Raw genomic sequence first — 17,574 nt, 5'->3', positions numbered from 1 at the left:
TCCGCTAAAGCCTGTCGCGAAGCGAGAACCAGAGCATCGCAGCCACTAAGAGCGGCGTGCGCAACGCCGCCCCACCCGGAAATCGCTGCGTCGGCACCTCGGCCATCAGATCGAACCGCCCCGCCTGCCCCGCGACCATCTCGGCCACCAGCTTGCCCGCCAGCGTCGCGATGGCCACGCCCTGCCCGGAATAGCCCGTGGCGGAATAGATGTTGGGCGCGAGGCGCGCGAAATGCGGCATCCGGTTCATCGTGATCCCCAGCGTCCCGCCCCAAGCATAGTCGATCCGGGCGTCAGCGAGTTGCGGGAAAATCTCGCGCATCGGCTTGCCCGCCTTGGCCGCGATATCGTCGGGGAAGCGGTAGCTGTAGCTCTCCCCCCCGCCGAACAGCATCCGCTTGTCCTGAGACAGCCGGAAATAGTTGATGACGAACTTGCTGTCCGCGACTGCGTGGTTCCCCGGCAACAAGTCGTCCGCCAGATCGCCTAAGGGTTCGGTCGCGACGATGAAGTTGTTGATCGGCATGACCTTGTCCGCCACGCGCGGCTCGGCCAGGCCCATGTAACCGTTGGTCGCCCAGAGCACATGATCGGCGGTCACACGCGCCGCCCCTGTCTCGACCACAGCCGGGTCGCCCTCGCGCACCCGGAGCACGCGGCTTCGCTCATGGAGCACCGCGCCGGCATCCCGCGCCGCACGGGCAAGGCCCAGCGCATAGGCCAAGGGGTGCAGATGGCCCGCGTTCATGTCGATGGAGCCGCCGTAATAGGCATCCGAGGCGCAAAACGCCCGCAGCTCGTCCCGGTCGAGCGTGCGGATGGAGTCGTAGCCGTAATCCCCGTTCAGCTTGCGCACATAGGCATGGCTTTCGGCTACGTAACGCACTCGGTGGTCGGCATGGATCACACCCGGCGCGAAGCCCGCATTCGGGGCGTAACGCGCCGCATAGCTTTTGGTCAGGTCGACCGCCTCGCAGGCCAGATCCCACAGCGCACGGGCGCGCTCACGGCCGACCATCTCCTCCAGCACGTCCTGATCCTGCCGCTGCCCGGTGTTCACCTGCCCGCCATTCCGGCCCGAGGCGCCGAAGCCCACGCGCTGCGCCTCCAGCACCACCACCCGAAGCCCCGCTTGGGCCATGTGAAGCGCCGCCGACAACCCGGTGAACCCGCCGCCGATGATGCAGACGTCCGCGCGAATGTCGCCCTCGGCAGGCGGCATCGGGTCCAGCGCCGGGGTGCTGGCCGCATAGTAAGACGCCGGGTATTCGCCCGGCCGGTCGTTGGTGGTGAGAATGTCGAGACGGGTCAAGAAACGCCCTCCGGATTGCGCCCGGCCCGAGGGTGGGCGTTCGCGCCCGCCCTGGGGGCGGGTCGGGCGCGATCCGGATCGCCCCAAGCGGCGATCCGTCTGGCTCAAATCAGTCGGCGGTTTCCATCAGGCCCGCGTCCTTGACGTTCTTATAGGCCTCGTCGAGCGATTTCACCGCCCGCTCGTAAAGCGTGTCGATGTCTGACTTCTGCATGACCAGCGGCGGGGCCACGATCATCCGGTCACCGACATGGCGCATGATGAGGTTGTTGGCAAAGCACCGTTCGCGGGTCTTGTAGCCGACCGTCCCGGCGGGCGCCTTGAACGGTTTGCGCACGGATTTGTCGGCGGTCAGCGCGAGCGAGGCCATCATGCCCACGATGGTCGTCTCGCCCACGAAGGGGTGATCGGCCAGCGAATGCCATTTCTCGGCGAGATAGGGCGCGGCTTCGTTCTGAACATGGTCGACGATCTTCTCTTCTTCCATGATCCTGAGGTTCTCGAGCGCCACGGCGGCCGCGACCGGGTGGCCGGAATAGGTGTAGCCGTGTGCGAACTCGCCCGAATCGATGACCTTGGCCACCTTGTCGGACACCAGCGAGGCACCGATGGGGGCGTAGCCCGAGGACAGGCCCTTGGCCACGGTCATGATGTCGGGCTGAATGTCGTAATACTGCGAGCCGAACCATTCGCCGGTGCGCCCGAAGCCGGTGATGACCTCGTCCGCGATCAGCAGGATGTCATGCGCGGCACAGATGCGCTTGATCTCGGGCCAATAACTATCGGGCGGGATGATGACGCCGCCCGCACCCTGGATCGGTTCGGCGATGAAGGCCGCGACGCGATCCTCGCCCAGTTCCTCGATCTTCGCTTCCAGCTCGCGGGCGCGCATCAGGCCGAAGTCTTCCGGGCTCATGTCGCCGCCTTCGAGATACCAGTAGGGCTGGCCGATATGCACGATATCGGGGATCGGCATCCCACCCTGCGCGTGCATCCCGGCCATGCCGCCAAGGCTGCCGGAGCCGACCGAGGTGCCGTGATAGGCGTTCTTGCGGCTGATGATGACGTGTTTGTTCGGTTTGCCCATCTGGTCCCAGTAGCGGCGCACCATGCGGATGTTGGTGTCGTTCGCCTCCGACCCGCCCGAGGCGAAAAAGACGTGGTTCAGATCGCCCGGCGCAAGCTCGGCCAGCTTCTGCGCCAGCGCGATGGCGGGCACATGCGTCGACATGAAGAAGGTGTTGTAATAGGGCAGTTCTTTCATCTGCCGGGCCGCCACTTCGGCCAGTTCGTCGCGCCCGTAGCCGATGTTCACGCACCACAGCCCCGCCATGGCGTCGAGGATCTGCTCGCCCTCGCTGTCGGTCAGCGTGACGCCCGAGGCGCGAGTGATCACGCGCGCGCCCTTGGCGGCCAGTTCGTGGTTGGCCGTGAACGGGTGCATGTGGTGCGCCGCGTCGATCGCCTGAAGCTCGGCGGTGGGCATGTGATTCGTGATTTTGTTCATGGGGTGCTCCGGTTCGCGAACGGGGGTCGGAAAAGTCGCGTTCACAATATGATCAAATTTTGGACTGTCAACGCGAAGGCCGCGTCATCATCCGGCATCGCTGAGGGTCGAGGTCACCTGCTTGATCCCCTGCAAGATGTCGCCCCGGATCGCCTCGGCACAGGCATCGGCATCGCCCGCCCGCATCGCCGCCAGCGCCTCGCGGTGCTTATCGGGGAGGTTGGCTGTGCCCGCGCGCCCCAGCATGACGCGCAAGGACGGGCCGGAGCGCAGCCAAAGCATCTCGGATATCTGAAGCAGAACGTCCGCCCCCGACGCTTGATACAGCCGCGTATGGAACAAACGATTGGCCTCGAGGTAATCGCGCACGTCGCCGCGTTCGATGGCATAGTCGACCCGCGCATCCAGCGCCTCAAGCTCGCGGATCGCGGTGTCGTCCAGATTTTCAACGGCACGGCGCGCCAGTTCCGGCTCCACCGACAGGCGCACGAAGGCAAGCTCGTCATAGGTGGCCGCGTCCATCTCCGGCACCGAAACGCGGCGGTTGCCCTTGAACTCCAGCGCCCCGCGTGAGGTCAGCCGCCGGATCGCCTCGCGCACCGGGGTCATGCCAAGACCAAGCGTTTCGACCAGACCCTGAATCGTGACCGCCTGCCCCGGCGCCAGTTCGCCATGAAGGATCATGTCGCGCAGCGCCCGGTAAGCGCGTTCGTGGTCGGGCAATTTCTCGGTCGAAGCGTTCACATCAATTCCTCTGGCGCCAGGCATCTGGCCATTGCGTTTGGCGGCTTGGCCGATAGTCTCAACCCCGATCACCGGAAGGGCTTGCGCTTGACCGGCTTGCCGACAACAGTCACTTTTGATCAAATAACGCGAAAATCGGACCAGAGTCCAACAAGGGAGACGAAAATGAAAACCACATGGGTGACCATGACCGCCAGCTTCGCGCTGATCGCAGGGAGCGCGATGGCCGAAGAGGTGCGGGTCTACAACTGGTCGGACTATATCGACGAAGAGCTTCTGACCAAGTTCGAAGAAGAGACGGGCATCGACCTGATCTACGACGTGTTCGACTCGAACGAAGTGCTCGAGACCAAGATGCTCGCGGGCGGGTCCGGCTATGACGTGGTGGTGCCGACCGGCACCTTCCTTCAACGCCAGATCAGCGCCGGCGCGTTCCAGAAGCTTGACAAGGCACAACTGCCCAACATCGAGAACATGTGGGACGTGGTTTCGACCCGGACCGACAAGTACGACCCCGGCGGCGAATACGCGATCAACTACATGTGGGGCACCACCGGCATCGGCATCAACACCGGCAAGGTGGCCGAGGTTCTGGGCGACGACGCCCCGACCGATAGCTGGGCGCTCGTCTTCGACCCCGCGAACATGGAAAAACTCGCCGAATGCGGCGTTCACTTCCTCGACGCGCCCGCCGAAATGATCCCGGCGGCCTTGAACTACATCGGCGAAGACCCCGACAGCCACGACCCCGACGTGATCGCCAAGGTCGAAGAGGTCTATTCGGGCATCGCGCCCTACATCCAGAAGTTCCATTCGTCCGAGTACATCGAAGCGTTGGCCAACGGTGACATCTGCGTGGCCGTCGGCTGGTCGGGCGATATCCTTCAGGCTCGCGACCGCGCCGCCGAAGCCGACAATGGCAACGTGATCGAATACGTCGTGCCGAAGGAAGGCGCCCAGATGTGGTTCGACCAGATGGCCATTCCGGTCGACGCCCCGAACCCGGAAGGCGCGCACAAGTTCCTGAACTTCATCATGGACGCGCAGAACATGGCCGCCGCGTCGAACTACGTCTACTACGCCAACGGCAACAAGGCGTCGCAGGAGTTCCTGCTCGAAGACGTGATCGGCGATCCGGCGATCTACCCGAGCGAAGAGACGCTGGACAACCTGTTCACCACGACGCCCTATCCGGCGGATGTGCAGCGGGTCGTGACGCGCCTCTGGACCAAGATCAAGTCGGGCACCTGAGCCTGACCTGCCCCCCGCGCCACCAAGAGCGCGGGGGGTTTTCCTTTCTGCCTCGGGGGACAGATGGCCGAACCTAACAGCAAGCCGAACACGACCGTGTTCGCGCCGTGGACCGACCCGGACGCCGTGCCGCTGATCCGGTTCAGGAACGTCACGAAACGCTTCGGCGACTTCACCGCGATCGACGACCTGACACTCGACATCTACGAGCGTGAGTTCTTCGCGCTGCTCGGACCCTCGGGCTGCGGCAAGACCACGATGATGCGGATGCTCGCGGGCTTCGAGAACCCGACCGAAGGCAGGATCGAGATCGGCGGTCAGGACATGGCGAACGTGCCCCCGAACCTGCGCGCCGTGAACATGATGTTCCAAAGCTACGCGCTGTTCCCGCACTTGTCCGTTTACGACAATATCGCCTTCGGCCTGAAACGATCGGACATGCCGAAAGAGCAGATCCCGGACCGCGTAAACGAGATGCTGCGACTTACCCGGCTTGAACGCTTCGCCAAGCGCAAGCCGCACCAGATTTCCGGCGGTCAACGGCAACGCGTGGCGCTGGCCCGCTCGCTCGCCAAAGCGCCCAAGCTTCTGCTCCTCGACGAGCCCTTGGGTGCGCTCGACAAGAAGCTGCGCGAAGAGACGCAGTTCGAGCTTATGGATATTCAGGAAAAGACCGGCACCACCTTCGTCATCGTGACCCACGATCAGGAAGAGGCGATGACGGTCGCCTCCCGCGTGGCCGTGATGGACGCGGGCGTCATCAAGCAGGTTGATACGCCGCCCGCGATCTATGAAACCCCGAATTCGGTCTATGTCGCCGACTTTATCGGTGACGTGAACCTGATCGAAGGCACGGCCGCCAAAACAGGTGAGCATGCTTACGAAATCACCTATGCCGAGGGCGTCGACCCGATCAAAGTGACGGAATGCGAACATGAGATTGCCGAGGGGGCCAAGGTCACCTTCGCGATCCGGCCCGAGAAGATCGTCGTGACACAAGACCCGCCCGAAGACCGCGCCAACGCGATGCAGGGCAAGATCATCGACATCGGCTATCTGGGCAACCTGTCGACCTATCACGTGGAATTGCCGGGGGGTCAGATGGTCAAGGCGACCATGACCAACGCCAGCCGCATATCGCGTCGCGACTACACGTGGGAAGATACGGTCTGGCTCGGCTTTCGGTCGTCGGCGGGCGTGGTGCTGTCGGAATGAGACGCGCTGCGCTCATCCTCCTGCCCTATTCGTGGCTGATCGCGCTGTTTCTGGTGCCGTTCCTGATCGTCATCAAGATCAGCCTGTCTGATATCGCCCTTGCGATCCCGCCCTATACCCCGAACCTCGACCTCAGTCAGGGATGGGCGGGGATCAAGGATTTCCTGTCGCAACTCGACCTCGACAATTTCAAGTTCCTGACGACCGACGACCTTTACTGGAAAGCCTACCTGTCGTCCTTGCGCATCGCGCTCCTGTCGACCTTCCTCACGCTCTGCGTCGCCTACCCGCTGGCCTACGGCATGGCCCGCGCGCCCGACGAATGGCGCCCGACGCTGATGATGCTGGTCATCCTGCCGTTCTGGTCGTCCTTCCTGATCCGCGTCTATTCGTGGAAAGCGATCCTCGCCAACGAGGGGCTGCTGAATCAGTTCCTGATGCTGATCCGGGTGATCGACGAACCACTCACGATCCTGAACACGCCCACCGCGGTCTATATCGGCATCGTCTATACATACCTGCCTTTCATGGTGCTCCCGCTGTATTCGGCGCTGGAAAAGCTCGACGGATCGCTTCTGGAAGCCGCCGAAGACCTTGGCTGCACCCGGTTTCAGGCCTTCTGGCTCGTCACCTTCCCGCTGTCGCGCAATGGCATCATCGCGGGCTGTTTCCTCGTCTTCATCCCGGTCATGGGCGAATTCGTGATCCCGGCGCTGCTGGGCGGCTCGCAGACCCTGATGATCGGCAAGGTGCTGTGGGAGGAGTTCTTCTCAAACCGCGACTGGCCCGTGGCCTCGGCGGTGGCGGTGATCCTGCTCGCCATCCTCGTGATCCCCATCGTGCTGTTCCAGCGCAACGAGGAGAAACAGCGGGAGGCCGAGGGATGAGACGTCTGAGCTGGTTCAACGCGACCTCCCTGACCATCGGCTTCGCGTTCCTCTACATGCCCATGATCATCCTCGTGGTCTATTCGTTCAACGAGTCCAAACTGGTGACGGTCTGGGCGGGCTTCTCGACCAAGTGGTACGGCGAGTTGTTCCGCAACGAGGCCTTCCTCGACGCGGCATGGGTGACCCTGCGCGTCGCGGTGTTTTCGTCGACGTTGGCCACGATCCTCGGCACGGCGGCGGCTTACGTGCTGGTGCGCGGCGGCAAGTTCTTCGGCAAGACGCTGTTCTCCGGCATGATCTATGCCCCGCTCGTCATGCCCGACGTGATCTTGGGCCTGTCGCTCCTGCTGCTCTTCATCGCCGTCGGGCTCGACCGGGGGATGCTCACCATCATCCTCGCCCACACGACCTTCGCCATGTGTTACGTGGCCGTCGTCGTATCCTCCCGCCTCGTCAGCTTCGACCGCTCGCTGGAGGAGGCCGCGCTCGACCTCGGCTGTACGCCATGGGACGCCTTCCGCAGCGTAACGCTTCCGATCATCGCACCGGCGGTGGTATCCGGTTGGCTGCTTGGCTTCACCCTGTCTCTGGACGACCTCGTGATCGCCTCGTTCACCTCGGGTCCGTCCTCCACGACCCTTCCGATCAAGATTTTCTCGGCCGTGCGGCTGGGCGTCAGCCCGGAGATCAACGCGCTCTCCTCGATCCTGATCGGGTTCGTAACAATCGGCGTGATCACCTTCTCGATCTCGACCAAACGCGCGGTGGTCCGCCGCAAGCGCGAAGAAAACGCAGTGATGTGATGAAAGACTTCCTCGACGAATACGCGGCCTTCTGCGCCGAGCACGGGCGCCCTGAACGCGTCGAACTGATGATGTGCGACATCAACGCGATCCTGCGTGGCAAATGGCTGCCCGGCGACGACGAGGAAAAGCTGGCCAAGGGCGGCGTGCGGATGCCGCTGTCGACCTATGCGCCCAACATTCTGGGCGAAGAGGTTGAGGACACCGGCCTCGGCATCGCCATCGGCGACCCCGACGGGCACCTCTTCCCGGTTCCCGGGTCGCTGCGCCCGGTCCCGTGGGCCTCGGCCTCGGGCGGCAGCGTGGCGCAGGTGCTGTGCGAAATGCATGACGAGAACGATGAGGTCGCGCCCTATTCCCCGCGCCGTCAGCTTGAAAACGTGCTGGAACGCTACGCCGCGCGTGGTCTGAAGCCCGTGGTCGCGACCGAACTTGAATTCTACCTCTACAAGCCGCGCGAAGACATGAACGACGCGCCGATCCCGCCGGACCGTTCGCCCACCGCGCAGAACTTCGACCTCGACGTGCTCGACCGGACGCAGGCGATCCTCGACGACATTCTCGACGCGGCGTGGGATCAGGGGATGACCCCGGATACGCTCATCGCGGAATACGGCCCCGGCCAGTTCGAGGTGAACTTCCACCACACCGACAACGTCATGGCCGCCGCCGACGACGCGCTCTATTTCCGCCGCCTCGTGCGCGGGGTGGCCCGCAAGCACGGCATGTCGGCCACCTTCATGGCGAAACCCTATGCCGACTACCCCGGCAACGGGATGCACGTGCACGTCTCGGTCGTGGACACGGACGGCAAGAACATCTTCGACGCGGGCACCGAAGACCCCTCGCCGCTATTGAAACAGGCCGTCGCCGGCGTGCTCGACACGATGGACGACCTTCAGGCGATTTTCGCGCCGCATATGAACAGCTACCGCCGCTTCCAGCCCGGCAGCTTCGCGCCGCACACGCCCGACTGGGGCATGGACAACCGCGCCGCCGCCGTCCGCCTGCCCGAGGTCGAAGGCCCCGGCGCGCGGCTCGAACACAGGATCGCGGGCGCGGATGCGAACCCCTATCTCGTCGTCGCGGGCGTGCTCGGCGGGATGCTCTACGGTCTCGACCACCCGGACCTGCCGCTCCCCGCCCCGCTCGACGAACAGAACGGCCAGTTCTCGGACCCGCTGACATCGGACTGGTACACTGCCGTCGAATGCTTCGCGGAAAGCGATGTGGCGGACGAGATGTTTCTGCCGGGTTACCGCGACATCTACGCCGCCGTGCGCCGGGACGAGATTTCGCAGCTCACCACCGCGATCAGCCAGATCGAATACCGCACCTATCTCGGGCGGTTGTGAGCCACCTCTACGAAGCGCGGGCCTATACCGAAGCGCCCCGCGCGAAGTGCGCATGGGGGATCGACCGCGACTGGCCGGGTTTCTCGGGCGAGGGCGCGGCGGATGTGGCGATCATCGGCGCGGGCTTCACGGGCCTGTCGGCCGCCCTCACGCTGGCCGAGGCGGGCGTTTGCGTCACGGTCCTCGAAGCACAGGTGCCCGGTTGGGGCGCGTCGGGGCGCAACGGCGGGTTCTGCTGCATCGGCGGCACGGCCCTGCCCGACGCGATGCTGACGAAACGGTTCGGGACCGATGGCGCCCAAAGGTTTCTCGAGACGCAACCCGCGGCCATCGACCACGTCTCGGCCCTGATCGAACGGCACGCCCTCGACGTCCAGCGCCATTCGGATGGCGAGGTGCTGCTGGCCCACTCCGCCCGCGCGGCCAAGTCCTTCGCGGACGAGGCCCGCGCCTGCGAGGCGCAGGGTCTGCCCGCCCAAGTGCTTTCGAAAGCGGACCTCGACGCGCGCGGTCTCGGCGGCCCCGGCTTTCACGCGGGCCTTCACCTGCGCAAGGGCTTCGGCCTCGACGCCGGGGCCTATGTCACCGGCCTCGCCCACGCCGCCCGCGCGGCGGGGGCACGGATTTACGGCCAAAGCCCGGTCCAGAACCTCGACAAGTCCGGGGACCGCTGGCGTCTGAGCACGCCCGCCGGCACCCTCACCGCCAATCGTATCCTCGTCGCGACCAACGGCTACACGCCGGAACGGCTCGGCCCGCTGCGCGCCCCCGTCCTGCCGATCCAGTCCAACGTCCTCGTCACACGCCCCCTTACCCACGACGAACAGGCGGCGCAGGGTTGGACCTCGGACCTGATGGCCTATGACGCGCGCAGTCTGCTCCACTATTTCCGGCTGATGCCCGACGGGCGCTTTCTGTTCGGAATGCGCGGCGGCATCCGCGCCACAGCCCGCGCCGAGGCCCGCACCACCCGCCGCCTGCTCGCCCATTTCCACGCCATGTTCCCCGCTTGGCGCCATGTCGACATTCCCTATACGTGGTCCGGCCTCCTCGCCTATTCCCGCGATCTTCTGCCCCACGTCACCGAAATCGGCGGCGATCCCAGCGCCATTGCCGCGATGGCCTACCACGGCAACGGCGTCGCGATGGGCACATGGTCCGGCCACGCCGCCGCGCGCCTCATGCTGGGCGACGACATCCGCCCGGCACCGATGCGCACGCACCTCACCCCCTTCCCGCTCGCCCCCCTGCGCCGCAACATCCTGCGCCTCGGCTACCCGTTCGCCGCGATCCGCGACGCGCTCTAATCTTCTCTGTTTCAGAAAACCTCGGGAGAGCGCGAGAGGGCTGGCCCTCTCGCACGGGGTGTTTGAGGGGTTTACCCCTCAACGATAAACGGGGTGTTTGAGGGGTTCACCCCTCATATCTAAGAGCGCGGGGGCAAGCCCGCTCCGTCAGGTCACGCGGCCAGTGGTTCGATCAGCGCGGGCCCCGAGGCGCGGTTCGAGTTCACGGCCTTGTCCACGCGGTGATAGGTCAGCACATCCTCGCCCGGCGCCTGCATGAGCGTCGCGGCCCCGTGCCCCTCTTCGCCCAGCCACTTGCCCCAGTCGTCCCGTTCGATCACCACCGGAATCCGATTGTGGATCGGCGCCATCAGCGCGTTCGCCTCTGTGGTGAGCACGGCGAGCGTGGGCAGACCGTCCTCCCCCCACTCCTGCCAGATCCCGGCCATGACGAGCGGTTCGCCATCCGCGCGGTGGAAGTAATGCGGCAGCTTCTCGTCGCCCTCGCGATACCATTCGTAGAACCCCGAGACCGGCACCAGACAGCGCCGCTCCCGCACCGCTTTGCGAAACGCGGGTTTCTCCGCCACCGTCTCGGACCGCGCGTTGATGAGAAGCGGCCCATCGTTCAGCTTCTTGTACCAGACCGGCACGAAGCCCCAGCGCATCGGGCGATAGCGCCGGCCCTCCTCCTGCGTGACCACGGCCACGTCCTGCGTCGGGCAGATGTTGTAATCGGGCAGTTGCGGCAGCGCGTTCGCCGGCACGGCGTCGAAAAGCTTGGCCACCGCGTCATGCGGCAACGTGTTGGCCATGCGCCCGCACATGGATCAGCCGGTCCAGCCCTTGCGGGCGATGGCGATCCGCGCCTCCATCATCGACATCTCTTTCATGATGTCCTTGCGCGACACGGCATCCGTGGTCTGGCGCAACTCCTCGCGCAGCTTTTCCAACTCGCGGCCCAGCGCGATGAAGGGCGGCACCGCGTTGTTCTCCTGCATCACACGGCGCAGGAGCGCGTTCTCCGGGTCGTCCTCGGGCGGCAGCGGTTTGCCCGCACCCGGCAGGTTGTCGAACTCGCCGTTCTTCTCGGCCTCGGCGATCTTGGCCGAGATGAGGTCCATGAGGGGGTGATCCATGCGCGTGATCCTTTCGATGACAAAGATAGGCGCAGGCGCGCAAAAAGAAAGCCCCCGCTGGTCTCCCGGCAGGGGCTCCCGTCACGTCACGCGCCTTATTCGGCGGTCTTGATCCGTCCGTCGGTGAAGGGCTCGTAGGGCCCCATCGCGGCGAGGTATTCCGCCGTCACGTCGGCCAGATCCGGCCCGAAGTCATAGGCATTGGCCGCCCCTTCGAACACCGAATAGCCGTCCCCGCCGTTGCGCACGTAGTTGTTCGTCACGGCGAGATATGTCTCCTCGGGGTCGATCGGCTCCCAGTCCATGCCGGAGGCGACATAGACGTCGACGATCCGGCTGCCCGGCTCGGCCTCGGGATCCCAGGTGAACTGAAGGCCCGCGACCTGCGGGAAACGGCCCGCGCCCTCTTCGACCTGACTCACACCGTTCTCGAGCGCGGCGACGATGTTCGCCCCCGTCGTCTCGAAGGTCGACAGCGTGTTCTGGAACGGCAGCACCGTCAGAACCTCGCCCATCGTCACCTCGCCCGCGTCGATGGATGCGCGCAAGCCGCCGCCGTTGGTGATCGCGATGGTCACGCCCTGATCGGCGACCCGGTCGAGCATCGCCTCGGCGACGAGGTTGCCCATCTGGCATTCGCCCGCCCGGCAGGTGTCGCGCGACCCGTCGATGGCGGCCGAGGCTTCGGCCACGACCTTGTTGCGGATCTCGTCCAGCGGCGCGGCGGCTTCAGCGATCCGGCTCTTGGTCGCCTCGTCCTCGGTCACGGCCGCGTCCATGACCAGCGGAGCACCGGACGCCGCCGTCACGTTGCCCTCGTCATCGAAGGTCACGTTGAGCTCGCCCAGAAACTTGCCATAGGCATAGGCCGATACGATCTGAACCCCGTTCACCACGGTCGGATAGGGGCCAGCCGCCCCGTCCATGTCGCCCAGCAGCGTGTTGGTGTGGCCGCCCACGATCACGTCGACGCCGGTGGTGTTCTCGGCCACCGTCTGATCGACGCCATAGCCCGAGTGGCTGAGAACGATGATCTTGTTCACGCCCTCTTCGCTCAGCCGGTCCACTTCGCCCTGCACCGCGTCGGACGGATCGGTGAAGATGATGTTCTTGCCCGGCGACGACAACTCGTCGGTGTCGATCGGGGTGAGGCCGATCAGGCCGATCTTTTCGCCGCCCTTCTCGATCACCGTCGATTTCATCAGCTTGTCGGCCAGCAGTTCCTCGCCCGACACATCCGCGTTGGACATGAGCACGGGGAAATTCACCGCATCCATGAACCCGGCCAGCACTTCGGGGCCGTCGTCGAACTCGTGGTTGCCGACGGTCATCCCGTCATAGCCCATCTTGTTCATCATCTCGGCCGCCAGCGCACCCTTGTAATAGGTGTAGAACAGCGTGCCCTGAAACTGGTCGCCACCATCGACGAGCAGCCAGTTCTCGGCCCGGCCCTTGGCCTCTTCGATGGCCGTGACGAGCCGCGCGGAGCCGCCGAAGCATTCGCCCGCGTCGTTGTCTTCCGCCGAACAGCCGCTGTCGTACTTGCTGACCGGCTCGAACCGGGCGTGGAAGTCGTTGGTGTGCAGAATGGTGAGGTTGAAATCCGCCCAGGCCATGCCGGAGGACAGAGCGAGCACGGCGGCAGAGCCGAGGACGCGTTTCATGGGGTGTCTCCCTGTATCGTTATGTTTTGACTATCCGGTCAGATTGTGACGAGTCGCGCCCCCTGTCAAAGGCAAGCGCCCGTCTCACTTGCCAAATCTGCATGACGCCCGTGTAAAAGGCGCATCTGCCCTCGTCGCAGGCATCGGCCTGCCCCCGCGCATCGGCCCCCCTTGACCAGACCTCGCCCGCGCGGCAAGGGACGGTCATGCTGATCTACAAGATATTCCGCGCAGATGAATGGCAGTCCTATCAGGACGCCGGCGAAACCGACGGTGCGCCGATCGACGTCACCGACGGCTATATTCATTTCTCGACCGCCGATCAGGTGGCCGAGACGGCGGCGAAGCATTTCGCGAACGAGGACGGGCTGATGATCGTCGCCTTCGACACCGAGGCGCTTGGCGACACGCTCAGGTGGGAGCCGTCGCGCGGCGGCGCCCTGTTCCCGCATCTTTACCGCAAGCTGGACGCGACCGACGTGGTCTGGGCCAAACCCTATCCGCTCGGCGAAACCGGCCACGAACTTCCGGCGGACGTGCGATGAACCTCGTCGAACGGGTCGGGTTGTTCGCCCTGCACCGGGTCGACCCCGAGCGCGCACATCGGCTGGCGCTGACGGCGATGAAAGCGGGGGTGGTGCCCCTGCCCGGTACCTTCACCTCGCCCCGCATCGCCTGCCACGTCGCGGGGCTGGACCTTACCAACCCCGTGGGGCTCGCGGCGGGCTACGACAAGAACGCCGAGGTGGTCGATGCCCTGACGCAGGCCGGGTTCGGGTTCGTCGAGGTCGGCGCGATCACGCCGCGCCCCCAGCCCGGAAAACCGAAACCGCGCATGTTCCGCCTGTCCGAAGATCGCGCGGTCATCAATCGCTTCGGCTTCAACAACGACGGGATGGACGCGGCCTTCGCACGTCTGACCAAGCGAAACCGCAAGACGCGCGTCCCGGTGGGCCTGAACCTCGGCGCCAACAAGGACAGCGCGGATCGGGCCCGCGATTACGTCGAAGTGCTGAAACGCTGCGGCCCGGTGGTGGATTTCGTGACCGTCAATGTCTCGTCGCCCAACACCGAGAAGCTGCGCGACCTGCAAGGGGCCGAGGCGCTCCGCGCGCTTCTGTCGGGCGTGATGGACGCCCGGCAGGGGATGGACAAGATCATCCCGGTCTTCCTCAAGATCGCGCCCGATCTGACCGAAGCCGAGATCGCGGAAATCGCGCAGGTGGCGCAGGAGGTAAAGCTCGATGCGATCATCGCCACCAACACCACGCTCGACCGCGAAGGTCTGAAAAGTGCAAGCCGGGACGAAAAAGGCGGCCTTTCCGGCGCTCCATTGTTCGAAAAGTCCACGCGTACGCTGGCCCGCCTCGCCAAGCTGACCGGCGGCCACCTGCCGCTTATCGGCGTCGGCGGCATCTCGTCGCCAGAAGACGCCTATGCCAAGATCAAGGCCGGCGCCCATGCGATCCAGCTTTATTCGGCGCTGGCCTATCAGGGCCTGAGCCTCGTGGACGACATCGCGCGCGGGCTCGACCGGATGCTCGCCGCCGACGGACACGACCACATCTCGACCGCCATCGGCACGGAAACGGAGAACTGGCTATGAGCGACGTCACCATCTGGCACAACCCGCGCTGCACCAAGTCGCGCGAAACGCTGGCCCTGATCGAAGAACGCGGGATCGCGCCCAACGTGCGCAAGTACCTCGAAGACGCCCCGACCGAGGACGAGATCCGCGCGGCCCTCGCCGCCCTCGGCCTCACCGCGCTTCAGGCGATGCGCACCAAGGAGCCGGAATTCAAGGCGCAAGGCCTGTCGAAAGACAGCGACGAGGCCAGCCTGATCGCCGCCATGGCCGCCACGCCGAAACTCATCGAACGCCCCATCGTCTTCGCGAACGGCAAAGCGCGGCTCGGCCGCCCGCCGGAACAGGTGCTCGACATCCTCTGATCTTCTCTGTTTCCAGAAACCTCGGGGTGCGGGGCTGGCCCCGCATCGCGTCGACCGGCCGCAGGCAGGTCGCCGCTAACCCTGCGCGGGCGTCAGCCCGCACTTCTTTCCAACGCCGGATAGCGCGCCGCCAGCGTCACGCCGCGCGCAGCATATGAGATAATGTAGGCGGCCCACAGGCCATGGTTGCCGAAGGCCGGGACCAGCAGCACCGCCGCGAGCCCGTAGACGGCCAGCGACACCACCATCATGTTGCGCATGTCCGCCGTCCGCGTCGCGCCGATGAAAATGCCGTCCATCATCCACGGCAGCCAGCCGATGATCGGCGCCAGCACCATCCACGGCAGGTAATCGCGCGCCGCCTGCCGCACGCCTTCGTCCGTCGCCATGATGTCGATGGCGACGCCCCCGGCCACAAGGAACACCCCCGCCAGCAGCACGACGATCACCGCCCCCCAGATCGACGACACCACGGCCGCCCGTCTGAGTGCCGCGCGATTGCGTGCGCCCAGCGCCTGCCCGACCAGCGCCTCGGCCCCGAAGGCGAAGCCATCCATCGCATAGGCCGTCACGTGCAGGAACTGGAGTAGCACCTGGTTCGCCGCCAGGGCCACGTCACCGAACCGCGCGCCCATGAACATGAAACTCACGATCATCACTTCGAGCAGCAGGGACCGGATCAGGATGTCGGTGTTGACCCGTGCCATGCGCACGAGCCGCGCCCGGTCCAGCACCCGCGCCCAGTCGCGCCAGTCCGGCACCCGAAAGGCGGCTCGGCACAGCCAGAGCCCCAGCGCCAGACCCGACCATTCCGAGATCAGGGTCGCCACCGCCACCCCCTGCACGCCCCAGTCGAAGCCGAGGACGAACAGCAGGTCGAACACGATGTTGATGCCGTTCATGGTCAGTTGCACCACCAGCACCGACGCCGTCCGCTCCTGTGCGATGAGCCAGCCCATGACGCCATACAGCGCGATCATGGCAGGGGCCGACCAGACGCGGATGCCCATGTAATCGCGGGCGAGCGCCTCGACCTGATCCGAGGCGGGCGCGATCTGGAACGACGCCCAGAACAGCGGGATCTGCAACAGGATGACGGCAGCACCGCCCGCGAAGCCGATCATCAGCACGCGGGTCAGGATCGCGGCGAGCTCTCTCCGGTCGCCGGCCCCCAGTGCCTGACTTGCCAGCCCCGCCGTCCCCATCCTGAGGAAACCGAAGACCCAGTAGATCGCGGTCAGGATGATCGCCCCGATCCCGACGGCCCCGATCGGCGCGGCCTCGCCCAATTGCCCGACAACCCCCGTGTCGACGGCGCCGAGGATCGGCACCGTGACGTTCGCCGCCACCACGGGCACTGCGATTTTCAGAACCCGCCGATGCGTGATCGCCTGAGCGGTCTCAACCATCCCGTGCGGGCATCAGGAAGTGCCCGGTCGCCTGCGCGAACAGGCGCGAGCGATTGTCCTGCCATGCCTCGACATGGACGCTGGCATAGCGACGCCCCGAGCGGTTGATGCGCGCGCGGGCATAGGCGTCGCGCGGCAGGCCCGACCTGAGGTAATCGACGGTGAAGTCGATGGTCTTGGGCAGGCGGGGCATGGAACTGGGCGTGAGGTCTTCGATGGTGCGTTCGCCGCTCTCGATCTCTTCCCACATAAGCGCCCAGCCCAGCTCTATGATCGAGGTCACCTCCAGAAACGATGCCGTCACGCCGCCGTGGATCGCCGGAAGGGCGGGATTGCCGATCAGGGTTTCGGTATAGGGCAGCACGGCGGTCAATTCGTCGCCGCGCCGGTCGAAGTGAATCCCCAGAAACCCGATATAGGGCACCTGCTCCACCAGCGCGGACAGGGCCGCATCGCGACGTTCCTTCACGACTTGAACCGGTTCGGGGCGCTTCATGTCGGCGCTCCCGGCGTCGCGACCGAGGGTTTCCCGCCGTCCGCCGTAAAGGCGCCCGTGGCGGTCGCGATCGGGTTGTCGGCATCGTCGTCATGCGCCACGGCGCGCATGAAGGCGACCGAGCGCGTCACGTGATAGCATTCGGCCCGGCACACGATCCGCTGGCCCGGCGTCGCCGCGCGCATGTAGTCGATCCTCAGGTCGAGTGTCGCGGTGACGAGAGGGGCGTCCGGGTGGCTCATGACCGCCGCCCCGCCCGTCGTATCCATCAGCGCCGACACCGCGCCGCCGTGGATGACACCCGTGGTCGGATCACCGACGAACCGCGCGTCATAAGGCATCGAAATGACGGCATCCCCCTCGCCCAGTTCCTCGAGATACATCGACAACGCCTTGGAATAGGGAATCGCCTCGGTGAAATGGCGGACAAGCTGGGCTTTTTTCTTGCGGTCCATCGTGTCTCCGTTTTTCTCGTTTATTCGCGCAGGCGGTCGCACTTACAAGGGCCGAGCGGGGAATTTCGTGCATCGGGTCGGACGGATGCGCCATTAAT

Annotated in this window: 18 protein-coding genes; 9 read left to right on the top strand and 9 right to left on the bottom strand. The window is 65.3% G+C overall.

Features of this window, described 5'->3' with window-relative positions; genetic code table 11:
- Window positions 1-4 precede the first annotated feature (4 nt).
- The 3 genes from RB2654_RS19685 to RB2654_RS19675 all read right to left on the bottom strand — a co-directional run bounded on the left by RB2654_RS19685 (window position 5) and on the right by RB2654_RS19675 (window position 3,587).
- Window positions 5-1,312, bottom strand: a complete 1,308-nt coding sequence (locus RB2654_RS19685; RefSeq protein WP_008335081.1) for an NAD(P)/FAD-dependent oxidoreductase — start codon at window positions 1,310-1,312, stop codon at window positions 5-7.
- A 109-nt stretch (window positions 1,313-1,421) separates the two neighbouring features.
- On the bottom strand, window positions 1,422-2,819 hold the full coding sequence (locus tag RB2654_RS19680; RefSeq protein ID WP_008335078.1) for an aspartate aminotransferase family protein: 1,398 nt from the start codon (window positions 2,817-2,819) through the stop codon (window positions 1,422-1,424).
- Window positions 2,820-2,906: 87 nt separating this feature from the next.
- Entirely contained in the window at window positions 2,907-3,587 is a 681-nt protein-coding gene (locus tag RB2654_RS19675) for a GntR family transcriptional regulator (RefSeq protein ID WP_050772000.1), read from the bottom strand.
- A 141-nt stretch (window positions 3,588-3,728) separates the two neighbouring features.
- Here RB2654_RS19675 and RB2654_RS19670 point away from each other — a divergent pair, with 141 nt between their 5' ends.
- From RB2654_RS19670 to RB2654_RS19645, 6 genes are all read left to right on the top strand, one after another.
- Window positions 3,729-4,814, top strand: a complete 1,086-nt coding sequence (locus RB2654_RS19670) for a polyamine ABC transporter substrate-binding protein (protein ID WP_008335076.1) — start codon at window positions 3,729-3,731, stop codon at window positions 4,812-4,814.
- Between the two features lie 63 nt (window positions 4,815-4,877).
- Window positions 4,878-6,029, top strand: a complete 1,152-nt coding sequence (locus RB2654_RS19665) for an ABC transporter ATP-binding protein (RefSeq protein ID WP_008335074.1) — start codon at window positions 4,878-4,880, stop codon at window positions 6,027-6,029.
- On the top strand, window positions 6,026-6,916 hold the full coding sequence (locus RB2654_RS19660; protein ID WP_008335072.1) for an ABC transporter permease subunit: 891 nt from the start codon (window positions 6,026-6,028) through the stop codon (window positions 6,914-6,916). Before RB2654_RS19665 ends, RB2654_RS19660 begins: the two co-directional genes overlap by 4 nt.
- Complete coding sequence (locus tag RB2654_RS19655; protein ID WP_008335070.1) at window positions 6,913-7,722, top strand: ABC transporter permease; 810 nt, start codon at window positions 6,913-6,915, stop codon at window positions 7,720-7,722. The genes RB2654_RS19660 and RB2654_RS19655 overlap by 4 nt, the downstream gene beginning before the upstream one ends.
- On the top strand, window positions 7,722-9,077 hold the full coding sequence (locus RB2654_RS19650) for a glutamine synthetase family protein (protein ID WP_008335068.1): 1,356 nt from the start codon (window positions 7,722-7,724) through the stop codon (window positions 9,075-9,077). Before RB2654_RS19655 ends, RB2654_RS19650 begins: the two co-directional genes overlap by 1 nt.
- Window positions 9,074-10,384, top strand: a complete 1,311-nt coding sequence (locus RB2654_RS19645; RefSeq protein ID WP_008335066.1) for an NAD(P)/FAD-dependent oxidoreductase — start codon at window positions 9,074-9,076, stop codon at window positions 10,382-10,384. Before RB2654_RS19650 ends, RB2654_RS19645 begins: the two co-directional genes overlap by 4 nt.
- A gap of 152 nt (window positions 10,385-10,536) precedes the next feature.
- Here RB2654_RS19645 and RB2654_RS19640 read toward each other — a convergent pair whose 3' ends face one another.
- The 3 genes from RB2654_RS19640 to RB2654_RS19630 all read right to left on the bottom strand — a co-directional run bounded on the left by RB2654_RS19640 (window position 10,537) and on the right by RB2654_RS19630 (window position 13,166).
- The gene (locus tag RB2654_RS19640) at window positions 10,537-11,178 is read right to left on the bottom strand and encodes an SOS response-associated peptidase (RefSeq protein WP_008335064.1); all 642 of its coding nucleotides are present in this window, start codon (window positions 11,176-11,178) and stop codon (window positions 10,537-10,539) included.
- Between the two features lie 15 nt (window positions 11,179-11,193).
- Complete coding sequence (locus tag RB2654_RS19635) at window positions 11,194-11,502, bottom strand: DnaJ family domain-containing protein (protein ID WP_008335063.1); 309 nt, start codon at window positions 11,500-11,502, stop codon at window positions 11,194-11,196.
- Window positions 11,503-11,597: 95 nt separating this feature from the next.
- Window positions 11,598-13,166 (bottom strand): bifunctional metallophosphatase/5'-nucleotidase, encoded by a 1,569-nt coding sequence (locus tag RB2654_RS19630; RefSeq protein ID WP_008335062.1) that lies wholly within the window; start codon window positions 13,164-13,166, stop codon window positions 11,598-11,600.
- 206 nt (window positions 13,167-13,372) lie between these two features.
- Here RB2654_RS19630 and RB2654_RS19625 point away from each other — a divergent pair, with 206 nt between their 5' ends.
- From RB2654_RS19625 to arsC, 3 genes are read left to right on the top strand one after another with little or no spacing between them, the layout of a single operon-like run.
- A complete protein-coding gene (locus RB2654_RS19625) occupies window positions 13,373-13,711 on the top strand; it encodes a DUF952 domain-containing protein (RefSeq protein WP_008335061.1) in 339 nt (112 codons plus the stop codon).
- Window positions 13,708-14,772: a quinone-dependent dihydroorotate dehydrogenase gene (locus RB2654_RS19620; protein ID WP_008335057.1), complete on the top strand. Its 1,065-nt coding sequence runs from the start codon at window positions 13,708-13,710 to the stop codon at window positions 14,770-14,772. Before RB2654_RS19625 ends, RB2654_RS19620 begins: the two co-directional genes overlap by 4 nt.
- Window positions 14,769-15,116 carry an arsenate reductase (glutaredoxin) gene (gene arsC / locus RB2654_RS19615; RefSeq protein WP_008335055.1) on the top strand — a complete coding sequence of 116 codons (348 nt, stop codon included), beginning with the start codon at window positions 14,769-14,771 and terminating at the stop codon, window positions 15,114-15,116. Before RB2654_RS19620 ends, arsC begins: the two co-directional genes overlap by 4 nt.
- 92 nt (window positions 15,117-15,208) lie before the next feature.
- On the opposite strand, the gene RB2654_RS19610 is transcribed toward arsC, so the two are convergent.
- The 3 genes from RB2654_RS19610 to RB2654_RS19600 are packed head-to-tail and all read right to left on the bottom strand — an operon-like array spanning window position 15,209 to window position 17,476.
- Window positions 15,209-16,525 (bottom strand): MATE family efflux transporter, encoded by a 1,317-nt coding sequence (locus RB2654_RS19610; protein WP_008335050.1) that lies wholly within the window; start codon window positions 16,523-16,525, stop codon window positions 15,209-15,211.
- Complete coding sequence (locus tag RB2654_RS19605; protein WP_008335048.1) at window positions 16,518-17,021, bottom strand: PaaI family thioesterase; 504 nt, start codon at window positions 17,019-17,021, stop codon at window positions 16,518-16,520. Before RB2654_RS19605 ends, RB2654_RS19610 begins: the two co-directional genes overlap by 8 nt.
- On the bottom strand, window positions 17,018-17,476 hold the full coding sequence (locus RB2654_RS19600) for a PaaI family thioesterase (RefSeq protein WP_008335046.1): 459 nt from the start codon (window positions 17,474-17,476) through the stop codon (window positions 17,018-17,020). The genes RB2654_RS19605 and RB2654_RS19600 overlap by 4 nt, the downstream gene beginning before the upstream one ends.
- Between the last annotated feature and the right edge of the window lie 98 nt (window positions 17,477-17,574).

Origin of the sequence: Maritimibacter alkaliphilus HTCC2654 (assembly GCF_000152805.1) — a bacterium.
GTDB lineage: Bacteria > Pseudomonadota > Alphaproteobacteria > Rhodobacterales > Rhodobacteraceae > Maritimibacter > Maritimibacter alkaliphilus.
The sequence above is the reverse complement of the archived record's forward strand: the minus strand, read 5'-3'. Positions and strand labels throughout refer to the sequence as shown.